Origin of the sequence: Carnobacterium sp. CP1, from assembly GCF_001483965.1 — a bacterium.
In the GTDB taxonomy this organism is placed as follows: domain Bacteria; phylum Bacillota; class Bacilli; order Lactobacillales; family Carnobacteriaceae; genus Carnobacterium_A; species Carnobacterium_A antarcticum.
Genome location: NZ_CP010796.1, coordinates 2,336,247 through 2,355,863 on the forward strand (window position 1 = coordinate 2,336,247; position 19,617 = coordinate 2,355,863).

Sequence of the window (19,617 nt, forward strand, 5' to 3'; positions counted from 1 at the left end):
ACCATGTTTAATACAATTGAAGAATTATTGGCTGATTTAAAGGCTGGAAAAAATATCTTATTGGTGGATGATGAAGATCGAGAAAATGAAGGGGATGTTATCTGCGCTGCTGAATTTGCGACGGCAGAAAATGTGAATTTTATGGCTGCCTATGCTAAAGGCTTGATTTGTATGCCAATGACTAAAACATATACGAAGAAGTTAGCCTTGCCGCAAATGAGTTTGGACAATACAGACAATCACGAAACAGCGTTTACCGTTTCAGTGGACCACGTAGCGACTACAACGGGGATTTCAGCGGGAGAACGGTCATTGACAGCTATGCAATTAGTTTCGGATGATGCGAAACCGGAAGATTTTAGAAGACCAGGGCATATGTTCCCGTTAGAAGCGGTGGAAGGAGGCGTGTTAACTCGAAATGGACATACTGAAGCTACGGTTGACTTGATGCGATTGGCAGGCTTGCAGCCAGTGGGATTGTGCTGTGAAATCATGAAAGAAGACGGAACGATGGCAAGAAGAGATGATTTGCTATCGTTGGCCAAAGAGCATGGATTGAAGATCGGGACAATTGCAGATTTGATTGACTACCGGAAAGCCAAAGAAGCGGTTATTTTTCGCCAATCCAAAGCGCAATTGCCTACCAAATATGGAGAGTTCGACATTTACGCATATGAACACGCTATTACCGGGGAACATCATGTGGCTTTGGTTATGGGAGAGGTCAGTGACGGAGAACCAGTATTGTGCCGGATTCATTCAGAATGCTTGACCGGGGATGTATTCGGTTCTAAAAAATGCGATTGCGGTCAGCAGTTGGACGCGGCAATGAAACATATTGCAAACGAAGGTCGTGGTGTTTTGGTGTATATGCGGCAAGAAGGGCGCGGGATCGGCTTGGTCAATAAAATAAGAGCTTATGCATTGCAAGATCAAGGACACGATACGATTGAAGCCAATTTGATGCTGGGATTCCCAATAGATTTGCGAGAGTATTATGAGTGCAAACAAATTTTTGATGATTTAGGCATCTATCAACTACGTTTGATGACCAATAATCCGCTGAAAGTTGAAAGCATGGAGAAATACGGTTTGGACATCGTAGAAAGAATTTCACTTCAAATGGATGCTTATGCAGAGGATGAAGCTTATTTAAAGATCAAACAAGAAAAAATGAAGCACTTTTTGAACTATTAAGAAAAGGCATCAAGAGCTGCTAAAAATAACTTAAATGGAGGAATTCAAATGAACGTATTCGAAGGAAACTTAATTGCAAAAGGTTTAAAAGTAGGGATCGTGGTTGCACGGTTTAATGAATTTATCGGGTCAAAATTATTGAGCGGTGCAGTGGACGGGTTGAGCAGACATGGTATGTCAGAGGAAGAAATCACTGTTGCGTGGGTACCGGGAGCTTATGAAATCCCGTTAGTAGCCCAAAAAATGGCAGCATCAGGAGATTACGATGCTGTTATCACGTTAGGTGCAGTCATAAAGGGTTCTACCTCACATTATGATTATGTATGTGCAGAAGTTTCGAAAGGAGTAGCTGCAGCTGCAATGAATACAGGAGTACCTGTTATTTTTGGTGTTTTGACGACTGACAATATCGAACAAGCTATTGAACGTGCCGGTACTAAAGCTGGAAATAAAGGGTATGACTCAGCCGTTTCTGCAATTGAAATGGCTAATCTGTTGAAAGGTATGTAAAGACTGAGAAGTGAACAGTCAAAATCGCCCCCTTACTTGAAGAAAATAGTTATTCTAATGTGCTAAAAAATTAAGTCGCTCATCTAAAAGTTTGCTGCTGCAGCAAAATCTTAGATGAGCGTTTAGTGTTATGGGATTTATTGTGTAACGGGCAAACAATCGGCTCATCTTTGATTTAGAAACTAAATGCCGTTACAGAACCGTTTAAAAAACTGATTTTGATTAGAAGACCATTTGATTTTCTATGGTAGTAAATAAGTAATTTTAAAAAAAGTAAACATCACTATAAAAAGTTTCTCGTTTTCTGTTAGAATAGATAGGTTGAAATGTATCTGTGATTCATTTAACAAAATTGATCTATTAATTAAAATAAAAACGTCTAGTTGAAGAATTTGTCTGTTTTTATGAAAGCAAGACAGTTTGGAGAAATGCGTTTTAAGAAGGAGAAAAGAAGATGGAAAAACTAAAAGTAGGAGATTTAATTAATATCGGCGTTTTTAGTGCGCTGTATTTTGTTTGTCTATCGGTTGGAACGTTGCTAGGAGTAGTATTGATTCCAGGAGGAACGCATATTTTCGCGCCTTCATTTGCAGCTCTTCTTTCCGGAGTTGTTTACATGTTTTTAGTGACTAAAGTGAAAAAGTTTGGTGCGATTTCAATCGTAGGAATCTTATTGGCACTGTTTTACTTTAGTTCTGGTCATTTCGGACCAACTTTTTTAGCGAGTTTAATCTTTGGCTTTTTAGCAGATTTTGTTGCTAAAAAAGGACATTATGTAAGCGACAAATGGAATTTAGCGAGTTATTTTGTCTTTTCATTAGGCAATTTGGGACCGGTTTTGCCAATGTGGTTTATGAAAGAAGCTTATATTCAGAGTTTGGTTGAAAGAGGAAAAGATAATAGTTATATCACAAAGGTACTAGCTAGTTTCGAATGGCCCGTTATTGCGACTGTTTTAGTATCACTGGTTCTCTTTTCTATTATTGGCGGGGTATTTGGTCAAAAAATGGTGAAAAAACATTTTAGCAAAGCTGGTCTAGTGTAATGCAACTTGATCCAAGGACTAAAATGGTCATTTTGCTTTGGTGCAACTACATTTTGCTGAGCCAGGTCCAAGGTATGTTAGAAGTAATAACGGTATTCCTTTTAGCACTGTTGTTTATTCTAGCGGATAAAGGAAAAACCGGGGTAACGTATTTGCTGATTTTTTTAGGGATGATTTTGGTAGATAAATATGTCATTGACCAAGTTTCCGATGGAGTCTCAATGGTCCTTATTTTCTTTGCGGTAAGTTTGCGATTGATGCTGCCGTGCATTATGGCTGGAACGTATTTGATGCAAACTACCACTGTGGGAGAATTAACTCTGGGATTGCGAAAATTACGGACACCAGAAAGTATTCTTATTCCAGTCATTGTGATGGTCCGTTTTTTACCAGCAATCAAGCAAGATTATCAGCATATTCGGGATGCCATGAAGTTTCGCGGCATCTTTCTTTCAAAAGGGGACATGGTTAAGCAGCCGGTCCGCTTTTTTGAATACATCATTATTCCCATGATGATGTCTGCTGGAAATACGGCACAAGATTTAACGATTGCTTCATTGGCGAAGGGAATCAGTCGTAAGAATAAACACACAAGTATCGAACGGATAGGTTTTAACATTCAAGATATATTCTGTCTAACGTTGATCATCGGGTTTGTGTATTTACACCAAGTACTGTAGAAAGGGGATTGCTGTGATCAATTTAACGAACTTTGTTTTTCATTATCCTTTTTCCGACGAAAAGGCTGTTGCTGCCTCAGCATTAAACATAACAGCAGGCGAGTGTATCGTTCTTTGCGGGAAAAGCGGCAGTGGTAAGACAACATTTACGCGATTAATCAATGGCTTGATACCAGAAGTGTATGAAGGCGAATGGAGCGGCAGCTTTCGAACAGATACACTGGAGTTGGGGAAATCTCAGATTGAAGACTATGCGAGTATCGTCGGTTCTGTTTTCCAAAACCCAAACACGCAATTTTTCCATATCAATAGCACGAAAGAAATTGCTTTTCCTTGTGAAAATGCTGGAATAGAACCAGCTGAGATTTTAAAAAAAATAGATATCGTCAGTACAAATTTAGAGTTGCAGAATTTGTTGGATCGCAATCTGTTTGAATTGTCAGGGGGAGAGCGGCAAAAAGTTGCACTTGGCGCTGCTGCTATCCACGAACCAAAGATTGTTGTTCTAGACGAACCAACCGGCAACTTAGATGCAGACGCAATCGCGATGGTCGCCTATACGATCCGTCAGTTAAAAGCTAAAGGAATCACCGTTGTTGTTGCTGAACATCGGTTAGAATACTTGAATGGGATTGCCGATCGTTACTGTTACTTTGAAGAGGGAGAATTAAGAACCATTTATAATCAAGAAGATTTTTTAGCGTTAAGCAATGAACAACTGCATCAAAAAGGCCTGCGTTCTACTGATTTAGAACCCTACAAAAAAGCAGTGCAAGAGTTGATCGGTTCATTCGACTTTACAACAGAAAGTCTGTTGGCCGGAGAAGAGTTAGCGATAGGGTATAAAAAGCAAGAAGTACTAAAAGAAATCCCATCTTTTTCAATCGATGAACCGATGATTATTGGCATTATGGGCGCCAATGGGGTTGGGAAAACAACATTCATCAAAGCTCTATCCGGCTTGCTGAAATTCAAGCATGGACAAGTGTATTGGAAAGGCAAGCCACAAACGGCAAAACAAATGCTGAAACGCTGCTTCTTAGTGATGCAAGATGTTCATTACCAGTTGTTTTCTGAAAGCGTGAAAAATGAAATTTTATTAGGTGCTCAAAATCCTGAACGGTATGATGAGGTAATCGACTTGTTGGACTTGCGGAAGTTAGAATACCGGCACCCGGTTTCGTTATCGAGCGGTCAACAACAACGGGTAATGATTGCTGCCGCCATTTGTTCTGGAAAAGATATTTTGATTTTTGATGAACCAACCAGTGGTCTTGACTACACCAACATGGAAAACGTGACGAAACTCATGAAGCAGTTAAAAGCGATGGGGAAAATCATTTTTGTGATTACTCATGATCAGGAATTGGCTGCCAAGAGTTGTGACAAGATTATGCATTTTTAGAAAAAAAGGTCTTATAATAGAAACTCCTCTGCTAATTGTCTATACTATGCTTATAAAAGAAGCGGGAGGGGTTTGCATGTGCGGTCGGTATCGATTTTCACCTAACGAGAATGATGAGATCAAGCGGATCTATGATTTGGCAAGCAAGAGTTCGAGTGAAATTAAAACAGGGGAAGTATTCCCATCTGATACAACGGCCCTTATTTTGGCAGACGAAGAAAAGAATATCCAGGTAACAGGAATGCAATGGGGTTTTCCTGGGTTTAAACCAAGTCAATTGATCATCAATGCGCGCAGCGAGACTGTTAAAGAGAAAAAGATGTTCTCAAAAGCCTTTCAGACCACTCGATGTGTATTTCCGACGACTGGATTCTTTGAATGGAATAAAGAAAAGTCAAAATATCTTTTTACGTTATCTGCTCAACCGGTCTATATCTGCGGATTTTACAAAACATTTAAAGAAGGTTCGCGTAGTATTATTATGACAACAGAACCAAATCAATCGGTTTTGCCTATCCACAATCGCATGCCGCTGCTGATTGAAAAATCAGAGATCAAACGCTATTTGACCAACGATGATTTTGCTGGAGAATATTTAAAAAAGGCAATGCCTGAACTAACGGTCGAAGAGGTGTAACTTAGAGCTGCTGCTTCTAATGAATTGAAGCTGCAACCCATTTACGAGGAGGAGCAATTGTGAACGGTTATTATAAAAATGGACAAATCAAACAAGTGACCGAAGACGGAATACGAACGCATTATTTTGAAAATGGAAAAACCAAAGCAATCGGTCTTTTTGATGGTCAAATGCAAGGAAAATGGAAGTTTTATCGCAAAAGCGGAGAGTTATGGCAAATTGGTCACTTAGATAATGATGTTAAGGATGGAAAATGGATTCGGTATCATCAAAATGGACAGATTGAGAAAGAAGCGCAATTTGACCATGGCAAAGAAGTCAATTAATGTACTTGCTATTCATTTTTATGGACGATTAAAAGAGACGAGGTTTGGACTTTTGTCCCAACCTCGTTTTTTCTTTGAAAATGGATGATTTGTCAAAAATGATATAGGCTCTAGTAGTGAGGAGCACCTAAAAACTTGACTTAGTACAGTAAAAATATTTACTATTATAGATGAGAGTACAGTTAATGAAATAGTAAAGGGGAATAAGCCAATGGAAACTATTACTTTAGCAAATGGAACAGACATCCCGGTAATCGGAACCGGAACGAATACCTATGGAAAAGAAGGCAATCAATACAATGGTGAATTGAACGGCGACTTTAGTGCACTGCAATCTGCGATCAAAGCCGGCTATCGTTTGATTGATACGGCTATTTCTTATCGGAATGAAGCGGGAGTTGGAAAAACAGTTTACGAAAGCGGGGTCGATCGTAGCGAGTTTTATCTTACGACAAAAATTCCAGCAAAAGAAGAATACATTGGTTCTAAAGAACGAGTAGAGCAAACGATTTTACAAAGTTTCGAAAATTTAAAAACGGACTATATCGACTTGTATTTGATCCATCACCCCATTGAAGATAAAGATACATTAAAACAGACTTGGGAAGTGTTGGAATCATTCGTTGATCAAGGAAAAATCAAATCGATCGGCGTATCGAATTTTAGTATTGAACAATTAGAATTGTTAAAAACTTTTGCTCGCATTCAACCTGTTGTTAATCAAATTCAATCAAATCCGCATACTTGGAATAATGAACTGATTGAGTATCTACTCAAAAATGATATTCTTCCGGAAGCGTGGAGCCCATTAAATAAAGTGAACGAAGAACAGACTGCCAAGTTAACGGCAATCGGCGAAAAATACGATAAAAACTGGGGACAAGTCTTGCTGCGCTACCAAATCCAAAGAGGCGTTGCAGTTATACCAAAATCGCATAATAGCAAACACCAAGCTGAAAACTTGGAGTTATTCGATTTTGAATTGTCAAAAGACGATCTAACGGTTATTGAATCACTCTAAATGTCTGATTCGATGGAACACTTTTACAACTAGTTGTTGACTCTTTAGTCAGCCTTTTCTTATTTGGGGCAAGTCACTCGTATAAATCAGAGGACTTGTCTATTTTTGTGGATAAACTGAACGAACTCATATTAACAAGGTGTGTTTTCCCTGAAAGCATAAGAACGAGGCAAACTGCCCCTCGGAAGTGCAGATTTGGGTACTAAAAAGCCTGTTTTTGTTTTATGATAGATAAAATGATTCACTGCAATAAATTCAAACTTGTCGGGAGTGGTAATGCATGAGAAAGACATTTCTGTTTACGTTTATGGTCGCCTTGCTAAGTATTGTGAGTTTGGGGTGCCAAAGTCAAAGTGAACGGTCAGCTGGATCGATTAATGAAGGACGTTCTTCAATTGAATCGAAAACTCCTAGCACGAGTGAAGCAGCTATTTCCAGTAGCGAATCAACGGATCCATTGACCACAAATCAGACGACTGTTCCAACGCTCTTTATCCATGGTTATGAAGGAACGAAAGGTACGTTTGATGGTATGCTGTCTCGTTTGGAAGTCAGCGGCCTCGGGGAAAAAGCTTTAACGGTAACCGTTCAACCGGATGGCAGTGTTTCTGAAACAGGCAGTTGGCAGGACCAAGCAATTAATCCATTGATTCAGGTATTGTTTGCGGATAATAAAAACAATGAATGGAACCAAGCCGATTGGATCAAAGCTGTTCTATCCTATTTAAAAGAAACCTATCAAATCGATGAAGTTAATCTGGTCGGTCACTCGATGGGGGGTGTGAGCAGTTTCCGGTACCTCGTCACCTATGGGAATGATGACTCACTGCCAACCGTTGACAAATTTATTGCCATCGGTGCTCCGTTTAATGATTTTGTGACGGGCAATGAAACGCAAACACTTGATGCGTTAAGTCAGGATGGCCCATCGGTTATCAGCGAGCGGTATGGCGACTTTTCAGCCGCTATTCAACAGTACCCCTCATCAACTAAAATGCTGAACATTGTTGGCGATTTGCAAGATGGTTCTGAAGGAGACGGCACCGTTCCGGTCAGAAGCGGGTTGGCGATCGGTTATTTAATGCAAACAAATGGCCTTGATTATCATGATGAAGAAATAACGGGAGCGCAAGCTCATCACAGTCAGCTGCACGAGAATATTAAAGTGGATAAGCTGGTCGCTGAATTTTTATGGAGCAATTGAGCAGCTAAAAGCAGTATCAGAAAGAAGTTTATCTGTTGAAGCGAATAAGCTAGTTAAACTAAAAAGGAGTTCGGTACTATGCGGTTTATTATTTTATTGCGAGGGGTCAATGTTGGAGGGAAAAATAGAGTTCCCATGGGCGAGTTTAAAGAATACCTGGTCAACGCTGGTTTTACGAATGTCAAATCTCATATTAACAGCGGCAATTTGATTGTCGACAGCGAGGAAGATACGGAGCAAGATGTATTAGCCAAATGCCAAAAAATCTTGTCTGAACACTTTGATTTTCCGGTTGAAGTTTTGGTCCTTTCTGCAGAAAAGTACCAAGCAGAATTGGCTGATAGCCCAGCTTGGTGGGGAGCAGAAGAAGGTTACAGACACAACGCCTTATTCTTGCTGCCTTCAGCGGATAAGGAAAAGATTATTGAACTGCTAGCGGCTATTGATACACCTTATGAAAGAATTCATATCGGGAAGCATGCCGTTTTTTGGTCTTCTTCTTTTCAAAAAAATTACAGTAAAACGCATTACTCCAAATTAGCCAGTCGTCCTTACTATAAGCAGGTAACCATCAGGAATCGAAATACGACTCTTAAACTGCTGAGTTTTCTAGAGGAACAAAGTAAGGAAGATAAGTAATAAAACTTAGGCAAATAAAAAAAGAGTTGAGATTTAAGTCTCAACTCTTTTTTGTTTCGATTTATGAGTTACGCTATTGAAGCTTCATAGATTTTTTTGATGGATTCTTCCAATAATTTATTGTAGTCTTCGTCTGATTGAGAAACACTTAGCCCTTCAGATAAGGCTCTTGAGAAGCTGGCGATCAAACCGTGATTGGCTAATAATTTTTCATCGGCTTTTTCACGTGTGTAGCCGCCGGAAAGAGCAACGACTCGGACAACTTTTGGATGTTCGATCAATTCTTTATAGAAGTTGTCCACAGACGGAATGGAAAGTTTCAACATAACCGGTTCATTTTCGCCTAATTTATCCAAATGGTTTAGAAGTTCTTGTTTTAAGAGTTCTTCAGATTTTTCTTTGTCTTTGCTGTTGATATCTACTTCAGGTTCAATAATTGGAACTAAACCAGCAGCAATGATTTGTTTGCCGACTTCGAATTGTTGGTCGACAACTTTCTTAATGCCTTCAGGATTGGCTTCTTTAATAACAGAACGCATTTTAGTGCCAAAAATATGTCTTTCATTTGCTCTCTTTAATAATTCGTCTAATCCAGGATTGGGCTTCATTAATTGAACACCGTCAGCTTCTTCAGCTAATCCTTTATCAACTTTTAAGAAAGGAACAATGCCTTTCTTTTCCCATAAATAATCCGGAGTAAAAAGACCTTCAACTTTACGGTCCATCGTTTGTTCGAATAAAATAGCGCCTAAAATAGAATCAGAATTGAAAGCAGGAGAGGTAACGATGCGCGTTCTCATCTCGTGAACGAGATCAAACATCTCATCTTCGCCTGAATAGGAATCTTCTGAAACGCCATAAAGCGCTAAAGCTGCTGGAGTACTACCACCACTTTGATCGAGTGCCGCAATAAAACCTTGTCCATTTTTTACGATTTCTAATTGTTCTTTTTGCATAATACCAGCTCCTTAGATAATTTGTTGAACGTTACATTTAATTTATATAATCCTTCAATCAAATATAACCTCTTCGCTATTCAGTATACCAGTCACAGCTTTAAACTACAAAAAGAAGGCATTGGAAAAGAAAAGCCAAATAGGAAGAAACGGTTGAAGGAGAACTTTAATTTGCGGTGAAATATCCAGTACATATTGAATAGAATAGAAGAAAAATGGTACAGTATGATTTGTACTGTTCTTATTACAGCGATGATGGAAGATATACATACAGGCGGTGCCATTCAAAAATAAGTTGAATAGTTTTAGGATTTGAACAAGTAGAAGAACCAACAAAAAATAGTGGAGTGTGATCGAGTGAAAAGAAAATGGTGGATTGGTTTAGCTGTGGCGGTTGTTTTGATTAGTATTGGGTTAGGCTTCGCAGGAAATTATTTCTATGATGTAGCAGTGGCAATAAATCAAAAGGATTTCATAGAAGCAGCAGATGTGGATGGAGACTATGATCCAAAAGATCCATGGATGGAAGAAAAAAGATGGTACGATGAGGTCGACCGTGAAAAATTATCGATTGAATCTGCTGATGGATTAAAGCTTTCTGGGGTTTATGTTGAAGGAGAACCTTCTTCTAAAAAAGTAGCTATATTGGCTCATGGATATGCAGGCAGTTTAGAACAAATGGCGCCTTATGTTAAATTGTATCACGATATGGGGTTTAATGTGCTTATACCGGATGCCCGTGGACATGGAACGAGTGAAGGGGACTATATCGGTTTTGGCTGGCATGAACGGAAAGACTATTTGCAGTGGATCCAACTAATGATCGATAAAGTAGGCCAAGATGCGGAACTGGCTTTATTTGGAATCAGTATGGGCGGGGCAACGGTCATGAATGTCAGCGGCGAAGAGTTGCCGTTGAATGTAAAAGTTATTGTGGAAGATTGCGGTTATAGTTCTGTAAATGGAGAACTGGCTTATCAATTGAAAGATATGTACAACCTGCCTGAGTTTCCTTTAATTCCAGTAACTAGTCTAGTAACGAAAGTACGTTCTGATTATTGGTTCGGAGAAGCCGACACAGTCGAACAAATCAAAAAGAACACTGTTCCAATGCTGTTTATTCATGGGGCCGAAGATAAATTTGTACCGACAGAAATGGTCTATGATGTGTATGAAGCTAATCCGTCGCCTAAAGAATTATATATTGCACTGAATGCTGATCATGCAGATTCTTATGAGGAAAACAAAGAAGAATACCAGCAAAAAGTTCAAGATTTTGTGCTTAACTATATACCTAATTGATTTAGCAGCAACAAGCGTTTAATGAGCAAAAAAAGTTCCCATCAAACAGAGTGTTCTGTTTGATGGGAACTTTTTTGCTATTGTTTAATGATTAGAATCCTAGTTTCAACCGTTTGACGACTCTGGATAAGGCGAAACAGATACAGAAATACAATAAAGCCATGGCAATAAACATTGGAATAACATAAGTCGTATTTTGTCCGTAAATGATTCTCGCATTATGCGTGAGTTCAGGTAAAGAAATAATGGTCGCTAACGATGTATCTTTGATCAACGAGATAAATTGGCTTAAAATCGGAGGAACCATTGCTTTAAACGCTTGTGGAATAATAATGTACCGCAGCGTTTGGGCATAAGAAAGTCCAGTTGAAAGTCCAGCTTCTGTTTGGCCTTTTGGGACAGAGTTTAATCCGGCACGAATGATTTCCGACAACATGGCGGATTCGAAAATCGTCATGGCTGCAACTGCTGACCAGAAGATATCGAAACGAATGCCAATTTGCGGCAAAGCAAAGTAAGCAAAAAAGATGATCAATAAGAGCGGCAGGTTACGAATCAAATCAATAATCAAGCCAAAAATCTTTGAAACGACGGGTATTTTTAAATAGCGGATCAAGCCTAAGATACTGCCAATCACAAAACTGAAGAGAATTGAGAGTAAGGCTACTTCTACAGTAATCAGGAGCCCATCCAATAAAAAGCGGATGTTGATCCATGAAAAAGCTTCTGCAAAATTCAAATGAAATTCCTCCTTCTATGCTTTGATTTCTAAACGGCGTTCAATATAAGCCATTAAATAAGTTAGCGGTAACGTGATCACTAAATAAATCAAACCAATTAAGATATATGTGTCAAATGTATTAAAGGTTTCACTGGCAATTAAGTCTCCTTGATACATCAAATCAAGGCCAGCAACCATTGCTAAAACAGATGAATTTTTAACTAAGTTAATGAACTGGTTGCCAAGTGGCGGAATCACGATTTTAAACGCTTGCGGCAAGACAATGTAACGCATTGCTTGGTTATAGGTAAATCCAGTCGAAAGTCCAGCTTCCATTTGTCCTTTAGGAACGCTGATAATACCAGCACGCACAGTTTCAGCAATAAAAGCTGAAGTATAAATCGTTAAGCCAATCGTACCAGCTGTAAACCCGTCAATTTGGAACCAATAAAGAGGAACAACGACATAAAAGAACATCACAACGATCAGTAGAGGGATGTTGCGGAAAAACTCAACATAAGCTGTTGCGATTCCTCTTAAAATTTTTTTTTGCGATACTTGACAGATAGCAAATAAAGTACCAACGATCAAGCTGAGAAATAAAGCAATAAAACTTGAATACAGGGTATATTTGAACCCTTCGAATAAAATATCCGAGTAGTTAGTAAAAATAGTTATCATTCGGTGCACCTCACTTAATTTAATCCGAGTAAAGTCTAGCTAAACTCTATTGCTGAATCAGTCATCGGTTTCTGGGATCCATTTAGCATAAATGGCATCATAGACGCCGTTTTCTTTAATCGTTTCGAAAGCAGCATTTACCGCATCGACAAAGTTTTCTTGCCCGTGGTTGATGGCGATGCCGTATGGTTCATCCGTGAACGTTCCGCCAGCTAAGCGGTAGCCAGGATTCTCAGCAATGATGCCTAGAAGAATAGCACTGTCTGTTGTCATTGCATCTCCTTGTCCTGATTGTAAGGCAGTGAAGGCTTCAGAATAGTTTTCTAATTCTAAAACATGAGTATCCGGAGCATGTTTCCGGATATTAGTAGCTGAAGTTGAACCTTTAACAGCAAGGACAGTTGTTTCAGAAGATAAGTCTGTAACGCTTTGAATAGAGCTGTCTTCCGGTACTAATAAAGCTTGTCCTGCGTCAAAATAAACCTCTGAAAAATCAACTTGCTTTTTACGTTCTTCGCTGATGGTCATCGTAGCAATAATGGCATCAATGTTGCCGTTTTTTAGTAAAGGAATACGGGTCTTAGAAGTCACTTCAACAAAATTTGCGTTAGCCGCATCGCCAGTGATGACTTCCGTTAAGGCTTTGGCGATATCGATATCAAATCCTTCAATCTCGCCCGTTGCAATATTATAAAGTCCAAATAAATTTGTATCTACTTTTACCCCCCAAGTAATGGTTGGATCATTTTCCAAACGTTCTGTAATATCTATTGCTGCGATGCTTTTTGCACCACATGCAGCTAGAATAGATAAGGGCAGGAGTAGAAGTAGAAAAGCAAATCGTCTAAACGTTTTTTTCATCTAAACATCCTCCTATTGATTAATGATTAATGATTTTGCTTAAAAATTGTTTGGCACGAGCATCATGCGGGTCTTCGTAAAAAGCTCCAGCTTCGCGGTCTTCTAAGACCTCGCCATCGGCCATAAAGACAACCCGATCTGCTACTTCACGTGCAAATCCCATTTCATGAGTAACAACGATCATTGTCATGCCTTCTTTTGCTAATTTTTTCATAACATCCAAAACATCTTCAATCGTTTCTGGATCTAAAGCACTAGTTGGTTCGTCAAAAAGCAACACACTCGGATCCATAGCTAATCCACGAGCAATGGCGATTCGTTGTTGTTGTCCGCCTGATAATTGAACAGGATAAGAATCTTTTTTACTAAGCATGTTAACTTTATCCAATAACAGTTCTGCTTTTTTTTGTGCTTCAGCTGGAGACTGTTTCAATACTTTTGTGGGAGCTAACATGATATTTTCCAAAACTGTTTTATGCGGGTAGAGATTAAAGTGTTGGAAAACCATTCCTACATTTTTACGAATCAAATTGATGTTGGTTTTTTTATCATGGATATTTAAGCCGTTGATCGTTAAATCGCCTTTGCTAATTTCCTCTAATCCGTTGATACAGCGCAACATGGTGCTTTTACCTGAACCAGATGGACCAATAACGACGACAACTTCGCCTTTATTGAACGTTAAATTGATGTTTTTTAAAGCATGAAAATCACCATAATATTTCTCGACATTTTTAAATTCAATCATTTGAAACACTCCTTAATAAAATTTAATGGCAGTAAGTAAAGTAGGAAGTACATAGAATGTTTTTTTAAACACTCTATGTGCTTCCTGTAAATTTATACATATTTTGTAAACTGCAGAGATTTTCCTCATTGCTGAATGGTTTTAAAAAGCAATCCTCTATTCAAATAAAAGAGCTATCAGCAGAGCTGAATAGCTGGAATAAAAGGACTACTTAAACTGTTGGGATAACTGAAAAAGATAAATCTATTTTAAAACAAAATGAACGATTGGTTACATCATACGCTTTATGAGAGTATGATTGCAAAATAATGAAGCGTAAATTGGGTTTCTACTGGAATAGATTGTGAAACAGCTGGGAATAAAGAAGGGACTTTCTTATCCAGCAGTTATTTCAGAACAATAAACGTCTGGGTATTTCTGAACAGTCGTTTCTCTTTCTTCAACCTAATCAATCATAAAAAATATATCAGTATTGTTCGTTTATTATGGCTCTTTATAAATGTGCTACCTCTAAGATTAGCATTAATTTAGATGAGTTGTAAATAAAAATATATTAAAATTTGTGGTGAACGGTTACAAAACCAATGATAGGAAAACAAATTTCCCTTGGTTTTTGGAAAGAAAGTAGCGAGAACCACAGAGAATCCTAGTTTTTTATTGAAAATCAAGATAAAAGCTGGGAATATTGTTATAATAGATCTATATACATTTTAGGAAGAGAAGGTAGAAAAACTATGGAGCGCATTCATATTTACCATACCAATGATATCCATTCTCATTTTGAAAACTGGCCGAGAATTTCTGCTTATTTACGCTCGGAGCAATCCAGGTTATTTGAGCTAGAAGAAACGTCTTTTACTTTCGATTTAGGAGATGCTTGCGATCGTGTTCATCCATTAACAGAAGCAACAGATGGACAAGCAAATGTACGCCTCTTAAACGAAGTAGGCTATAGCGCTGTGACGATCGGCAACAATGAAGGAATCGGTAGCTCAAAAGCAGAGTTGAATCATTTGTATGATGAAGCTAACTTTAAAGTAATCTTGTCAAATGTGATGGATCGGCAAACCGGCAATTACCCTGAATGGGCTCAGCCCTTTGATATCTTAAAAACAAAAACAGGGCATAAAATCGGTTTATTTGGCTTAACCGCTCCTTTTCCAACCAGTTATGAACCAATAGGCTGGACTGTTAAAGAGCCAGAAGATGTCATTCCAGAAATGTTAGAGTTATTAACGCCTTTTGCAGACACCATCATTTTGCTGTCTCATTTAGGAATTATTGAAGACCGAAAAATTGCAGAAAAATACCCCATGATCAAAGTCATTTTAGGTTCTCATACGCATCACTTGTTGCCAAAAGGCGAAAAAGTTCGTAATACGTTACTGGCAGCGGCTGGTAAATTTGGCCAATATGTGGGACAAGTAGTTTTGGAAGTTGAAGGAACACAATTAGTATCAGCAGAAGCGAGTGTAGTAGAAACAGGAAAACTGCCAGCTCCGAAAGATGAAGAAGCGTTAATCTTAGGCTATGAAACCATCGGGCATCAACTATTAAATGAACAAGAAATAGCTGCAATCCCCGCTAATTTTCCTGTCAGTTGGCAAAAAAACTCTAAATTAGTGGAAGTGGGATTAGCAGCCGTTAAAGATTATGCAAAAACAGATGTGGCTATTTTAAATGCAGGACTGTTTATGCAGCCTTTGATTGAAGGGGTCGTAACCAATGATGAATTGCATCAAGTTTTACCTCATCCAATGAGAGTATTAAGATGTACATTAGATGGAGCTGACATGATTCGTGTCATTTATGAAATGGAAAAAAATCGTGACTTTTTGCGTAACTTCCCTATAAAAGGAATGGGATTCAGAGGAGAAGTGTTTGGCGAGCTTTGTTATGACGGTGTTTCTTATGATAAGAAAACCGGATTAGTGACCTGGCTAGGAGAATCGATTGATGACAGTAAAACGTACACTTTCGCTTCGGTCGATCACTTTCTTTATATCCCGTTTTTTCCAACGATTGAGATCAAAGGAAAGAACGAAGTATTGTTCCCTTACTTTATACGAAATGTCTTAGGGCAGTATTTAAGCAAAACTTATCCTGTAATCAAATAAGAACAGAAAATGTAGGTGAAAGAAATGGTAGAACAAAAACAACAGCAAGACAAACAAACGGCTGAAAAAAAAGCAGTAGAAAAAAAGCAAGGGACTAAACGCACGACTGAAAAACAAGAGAAACAGCTGAAGCAAAGTCGTTCTAGAAAAAAAGCGGTCAATGAATCTCGCCGCAGAGCCAATACGAAAAAAGAAACAACTAAAACAACTGACGAAGAGAACAGCGCTAATTCAACCGTAACGATAGATTTAAGTTTACAAGAAGTTGCGGGCGCCACCACTGAAGGACAACTGGTGCATCGGCTGGATGCGACTATGATCACCATTGAAGGCAGCAAATACGAAATCATAAAAGATTACCGAGATGCTTTTGATGCTGAGCGCTTGGGTGAAAGATACAGTGAAATTTTAGATAAGTATGATTATGTAGTAGCGGATTGGGGATTTGAACAATTACGGTTGAAGGGCTTTTATGATAACCGCAATCGTAAAGTTCCGCAAGACCAAAGAATCAGCAATCTGGAAGATTACTTATATGAATATTGTAATTTTGGTTGTCCTTATTTTGTGTTGCAACGGCTGGAAGCAAAAAAAGGAAAATCAAAAACGGAGCGAGCTGATAAAGCTGAACGTCCTGCCCGCAAACGCAGAAGTCAAAAAGCTAAAAACCCAACCAATCAGAAATCAGAGCGTCCAACTAAATCAACTGAAACGCATGTTGCTAAAGAGACTGCGCCTAAAACAAAATCGACTAAGCCGAAAAGAGAATTTATAAAAAAAGAAATTACGCCTCAGTCGACTGAAAAAGTTGAAAAGATAGAAAAGAAAGAAAAAGCCGTATTTGAAACGGTGCAAGACAATAAAGGCAAGCGGCATTTTAGTATACGCCGTAAAGACGCAGACGAAGCAAAGAATAAAAACTAAAGGATGTGTAAGCTTTAAATGAAATACAAAGGTTACTTAATTGATTTAGATGGAACAATGTACCGAGGGAAAGATCCTATTCCAGCAGCACCGCGTTTTATTGAACGTCTGCAAAACAGTCAGACACCATTTTTATTTGTGACCAATAATACGACAAAAACACAAGCAGAGGTTGCAAGGGATTTACGTGAAAACTTCGGTATCACTGTTTCAACAGAAACAGTGTACACTGGATCATTGGCAACAGCAGCATATCTGAAAGGGTTAAATGCTGGGAATAAGGTATTTGCAATCGGGGAGACAGGACTGAAAAGTGCGTTAGCAGATGCAGGGTTTGTGGCAGAGAGAGAGCAGCCGGATTTTGTTGTAGTAGCTTTAGACAGAAAAGCTACCTATGCTGATTTTGAAGCAGCGACTTTAGCGATTCATAAAGGAGCCCGTTTTATCGCCACCAACAAAGATACGAATATGCCGACAGAAAAAGGCATGGTTCCCGGAGCGGGATCATTGGCGGCTTTAGTGATCGCAGCTACTCGCGTTCAACCGACTTTTATTGGTAAACCGGAAGCCATCATTATGGAAGAAGCGGTAGCAACTATTGGTTTAGATAAAAAAGAGGTATTGATGGTGGGCGATAATTACGAAACAGATATTTTAGCGGGGATCCATAACGGTATTGATACTTTATTGGTTTATACAGGGTTTACCAAACCAGAAGATTTGACCGCAGATATGGCCCAACCGACTTATCAAGTACAATCCCTAGATGAGTGGGTGTTGTAGTGAAAACCAAGATCATCCATTTTCTGGGTATCGCCAGCTTGTTTTTGTGCATCCTTAGTATGGCCATCGTTATTACGATAAATTTTACACCACTATATGCATTTGATATTGATTACTTAGCACTCCCGGAGAAACTTGGACTTAGCAAAGAAACGTTGATGGCAAACTACCGTATCTTAATGGATTACTTAAACAAACCATGGATAGCGGAGTTGAAATTGCCAAACTTTCCAAGTTCAGAAAATGGCCTCTTTCATTTTTATGAAGTTAAACGCTTGTTTATGTTGGATTATGCGATTGCTTTGGTTACGTTGATTGGTTCTATCGTCTATTTGCGTTTTATCAAACGGACCTATTCTTCATGGAAATTGATTCATCCTTTTCAATGGGGTATGATCGTACCGTTTGTTGTTCTGTTTATGATTGCTTTAAACTTTGATCAATTGTTTATTGGGTTTCATAAGATCTTCTTTAATAATGATGCATGGATGTTTAATCCATCGACAGATCCTATTATCTTGGCTTTGCCGGAAACCTTCTTTATGCATTGTTTTGTATTAGCCTTTATTTTGATTGAACTAGCGATTATCAGCGGTTATTTCATTGCTAAACGAACAGCTTTTAAAAAGAATTAAAAATAAGCGCCATTCCCAGGAGTAAATTGGAATGGCGCTTATTTATCGTTCATTTAGTTTTTTATTCAATTGAAATTTGTTTCTTTTTACTATCTTCAAGGGCGATTTTAGGCATTTTTAACGTCAGTACTCCATCTTTATAGCTGGCTTTACTGTTTTCTTCATCAGCATTTTTAAGATAAAATTGACGAGTCATGCTGCCGTAAGATCGTTCTTGTTTGATATATTGTCCTTCTTCGTTTTTTTCGCTTGCTTCTGAATGGCGTTTAGCATGGATAGTCAAAACATCGTGGTCGAATTCAATGGAAATATTGTCTTTATCAAAGCCAGGCAAGTCCACTTTAACTTCATATTCTTTATCGGTTTCATGGACATCTGCTTTGAAGTTGTTTTTTTCATGGGCTAATGATAACTTGTCCCAAAATGGGCTTTCGTCATCAAACAAAGTTGGGAAGAAGTCAGAGAAGTCAGGGAAATCACTTTTTTTTCGTAAATCATGTGGCATCGTCTATCTCTCCTTTTAGTATCATTTCTTCTTACACATCAAAGTATACCCCTTTAGCACATAAAGCCAAATAAAACGAACGCTATTTTAAATTGAAAAAAACAGTTATTTCATCATATCGCTTTTTGATGGGTTAGCATGCGCCAACCGGCTCGCGGCAGCAGCTGCAATGGCGCCAACGATGTCGTCCATAAAGGTATGAACTTCGCCGTCATTATGCTCATTCAGCTTAGCTAAGATACCTGGTTTCAGCTTATCAATATAGCCGTAATTGGTAAAACCAATAGAGCCATAGACATTGACAATGGAAAGAGCAAGAATTTCATCAATGCCGTAAAGTCCTTCATCATCGGTGATGATATCTTGTAAAGGATCCATTAATCCTTTTTGTTCAGCTAATATATCCAACTGAATACCCGTTAAAATAGTGTTTTGGACTTCTCGTTTTAACAAGACGGCTTCCACATTGACCAAACATTCATCGAGCGTTAAATTTTCAATATAAGGTGTTTGTAAAAAGAGAACCAACTCGGCAATATCTGTTAATTTCACACCACGTTGGTGAATCAATTCAAGTGCTTTTTGATGTAATTCATTACTTGTTTTAACCATTTTGAGAATCCCTCCTATAATCTGCTTCTATTATACCTTAACTCAGTAAAATAGTCGGTTGAAATCCCTTTTCAAAAAAATACTTCTGGTCTTATTTAAAAGGAACAG

22 protein-coding genes are annotated in these 19,617 nt (G+C 38.5%); 15 read left to right on the plus strand and 7 right to left on the minus strand.

Annotated elements, in window-relative coordinates:
* Positions 1 to 3 precede the first annotated feature (3 nt).
* From NY10_RS11025 to NY10_RS11070, 10 genes are all read left to right on the plus strand, one after another.
* Complete coding sequence (locus tag NY10_RS11025; RefSeq protein ID WP_058919999.1) at positions 4 to 1,197, plus strand: bifunctional 3,4-dihydroxy-2-butanone-4-phosphate synthase/GTP cyclohydrolase II; 1,194 nt, start codon at positions 4 to 6, stop codon at positions 1,195 to 1,197.
* Positions 1,198 to 1,245: 48 nt separating this feature from the next.
* Positions 1,246 to 1,707 (plus strand): 6,7-dimethyl-8-ribityllumazine synthase, encoded by a 462-nt coding sequence (gene ribH / locus NY10_RS11030; protein WP_058920000.1) that lies wholly within the window; start codon positions 1,246 to 1,248, stop codon positions 1,705 to 1,707.
* Positions 1,708 to 2,161: 454 nt separating this feature from the next.
* Positions 2,162 to 2,752 (plus strand): MptD family putative ECF transporter S component, encoded by a 591-nt coding sequence (locus NY10_RS11035; protein ID WP_058920001.1) that lies wholly within the window; start codon positions 2,162 to 2,164, stop codon positions 2,750 to 2,752.
* Between the two features lie 23 nt (positions 2,753 to 2,775).
* Positions 2,776 to 3,432, plus strand: a complete 657-nt coding sequence (locus NY10_RS11040) for an energy-coupling factor transporter transmembrane component T (RefSeq protein ID WP_231726807.1) — start codon at positions 2,776 to 2,778, stop codon at positions 3,430 to 3,432.
* Positions 3,433 to 3,445: 13 nt separating this feature from the next.
* Positions 3,446 to 4,837 (plus strand): ABC transporter ATP-binding protein, encoded by a 1,392-nt coding sequence (locus tag NY10_RS11045; protein ID WP_058920003.1) that lies wholly within the window; start codon positions 3,446 to 3,448, stop codon positions 4,835 to 4,837.
* Between the two features lie 76 nt (positions 4,838 to 4,913).
* A complete protein-coding gene (locus tag NY10_RS11050; protein ID WP_058920004.1) occupies positions 4,914 to 5,474 on the plus strand; it encodes an SOS response-associated peptidase in 561 nt (186 codons plus the stop codon).
* A gap of 59 nt (positions 5,475 to 5,533) precedes the next feature.
* Complete coding sequence (locus tag NY10_RS11055) at positions 5,534 to 5,800, plus strand: toxin-antitoxin system YwqK family antitoxin (protein ID WP_058920005.1); 267 nt, start codon at positions 5,534 to 5,536, stop codon at positions 5,798 to 5,800.
* A gap of 211 nt (positions 5,801 to 6,011) precedes the next feature.
* On the plus strand, positions 6,012 to 6,821 hold the full coding sequence (locus tag NY10_RS11060) for an aldo/keto reductase family protein (protein ID WP_058920006.1): 810 nt from the start codon (positions 6,012 to 6,014) through the stop codon (positions 6,819 to 6,821).
* Positions 6,822 to 7,101: 280 nt separating this feature from the next.
* Positions 7,102 to 8,025, plus strand: a complete 924-nt coding sequence (locus NY10_RS11065; protein ID WP_058920007.1) for an alpha/beta fold hydrolase — start codon at positions 7,102 to 7,104, stop codon at positions 8,023 to 8,025.
* Between the two features lie 78 nt (positions 8,026 to 8,103).
* Entirely contained in the window at positions 8,104 to 8,664 is a 561-nt protein-coding gene (locus NY10_RS11070; RefSeq protein WP_058920008.1) for a DUF1697 domain-containing protein, read from the plus strand.
* Positions 8,665 to 8,732: 68 nt separating this feature from the next.
* On the opposite strand, the gene NY10_RS11075 is transcribed toward NY10_RS11070, so the two are convergent.
* A complete protein-coding gene (locus NY10_RS11075) occupies positions 8,733 to 9,620 on the minus strand; it encodes a fructose bisphosphate aldolase (RefSeq protein ID WP_058920009.1) in 888 nt (295 codons plus the stop codon).
* 357 nt (positions 9,621 to 9,977) lie between these two features.
* Between NY10_RS11075 and NY10_RS11080 the strand changes: the two genes are divergently transcribed.
* Positions 9,978 to 10,922, plus strand: a complete 945-nt coding sequence (locus tag NY10_RS11080; protein WP_058920010.1) for an alpha/beta hydrolase — start codon at positions 9,978 to 9,980, stop codon at positions 10,920 to 10,922.
* 91 nt (positions 10,923 to 11,013) lie between these two features.
* Here the strand turns inward: NY10_RS11080 and NY10_RS11085 are convergent, their stop codons facing one another.
* From NY10_RS11085 to NY10_RS11100, 4 genes are read right to left on the minus strand one after another with little or no spacing between them, the layout of a single operon-like run.
* Positions 11,014 to 11,661 (minus strand): amino acid ABC transporter permease, encoded by a 648-nt coding sequence (locus NY10_RS11085; protein WP_058920011.1) that lies wholly within the window; start codon positions 11,659 to 11,661, stop codon positions 11,014 to 11,016.
* A 15-nt stretch (positions 11,662 to 11,676) separates the two neighbouring features.
* On the minus strand, positions 11,677 to 12,324 hold the full coding sequence (locus tag NY10_RS11090; RefSeq protein ID WP_058920012.1) for an amino acid ABC transporter permease: 648 nt from the start codon (positions 12,322 to 12,324) through the stop codon (positions 11,677 to 11,679).
* Positions 12,325 to 12,381: 57 nt separating this feature from the next.
* Entirely contained in the window at positions 12,382 to 13,185 is an 804-nt protein-coding gene (locus tag NY10_RS11095) for a transporter substrate-binding domain-containing protein (protein WP_058920013.1), read from the minus strand.
* Between the two features lie 19 nt (positions 13,186 to 13,204).
* On the minus strand, positions 13,205 to 13,933 hold the full coding sequence (locus tag NY10_RS11100; RefSeq protein ID WP_058920014.1) for an amino acid ABC transporter ATP-binding protein: 729 nt from the start codon (positions 13,931 to 13,933) through the stop codon (positions 13,205 to 13,207).
* A 734-nt stretch (positions 13,934 to 14,667) separates the two neighbouring features.
* Here NY10_RS11100 and NY10_RS11105 point away from each other — a divergent pair.
* The 4 genes from NY10_RS11105 to NY10_RS11120 are packed head-to-tail and all read left to right on the plus strand — an operon-like array spanning position 14,668 to position 18,392.
* Positions 14,668 to 16,050, plus strand: a complete 1,383-nt coding sequence (locus NY10_RS11105; protein ID WP_058920015.1) for a bifunctional metallophosphatase/5'-nucleotidase — start codon at positions 14,668 to 14,670, stop codon at positions 16,048 to 16,050.
* Between the two features lie 24 nt (positions 16,051 to 16,074).
* Positions 16,075 to 16,974, plus strand: a complete 900-nt coding sequence (locus tag NY10_RS11110; protein ID WP_058920016.1) for a YutD family protein — start codon at positions 16,075 to 16,077, stop codon at positions 16,972 to 16,974.
* Positions 16,975 to 16,992: 18 nt separating this feature from the next.
* Positions 16,993 to 17,757, plus strand: a complete 765-nt coding sequence (locus tag NY10_RS11115) for a TIGR01457 family HAD-type hydrolase (RefSeq protein WP_058920017.1) — start codon at positions 16,993 to 16,995, stop codon at positions 17,755 to 17,757.
* Positions 17,757 to 18,392, plus strand: coding sequence for a TIGR01906 family membrane protein (locus NY10_RS11120; protein WP_268905523.1), 636 nt, complete (start codon positions 17,757 to 17,759; stop codon positions 18,390 to 18,392). Before NY10_RS11115 ends, NY10_RS11120 begins: the two co-directional genes overlap by 1 nt.
* Positions 18,393 to 18,453: 61 nt before the next feature.
* On the opposite strand, the gene NY10_RS11125 is transcribed toward NY10_RS11120, so the two are convergent.
* Together NY10_RS11125 and NY10_RS11130 are read right to left on the minus strand one after the other, a co-directional pair.
* A complete protein-coding gene (locus NY10_RS11125; RefSeq protein ID WP_058920018.1) occupies positions 18,454 to 18,897 on the minus strand; it encodes an Hsp20/alpha crystallin family protein in 444 nt (147 codons plus the stop codon).
* Between the two features lie 105 nt (positions 18,898 to 19,002).
* Positions 19,003 to 19,509 (minus strand): phosphatidylglycerophosphatase A family protein, encoded by a 507-nt coding sequence (locus NY10_RS11130; protein ID WP_058920019.1) that lies wholly within the window; start codon positions 19,507 to 19,509, stop codon positions 19,003 to 19,005.
* Positions 19,510 to 19,617: the final 108 nt, after the last annotated feature.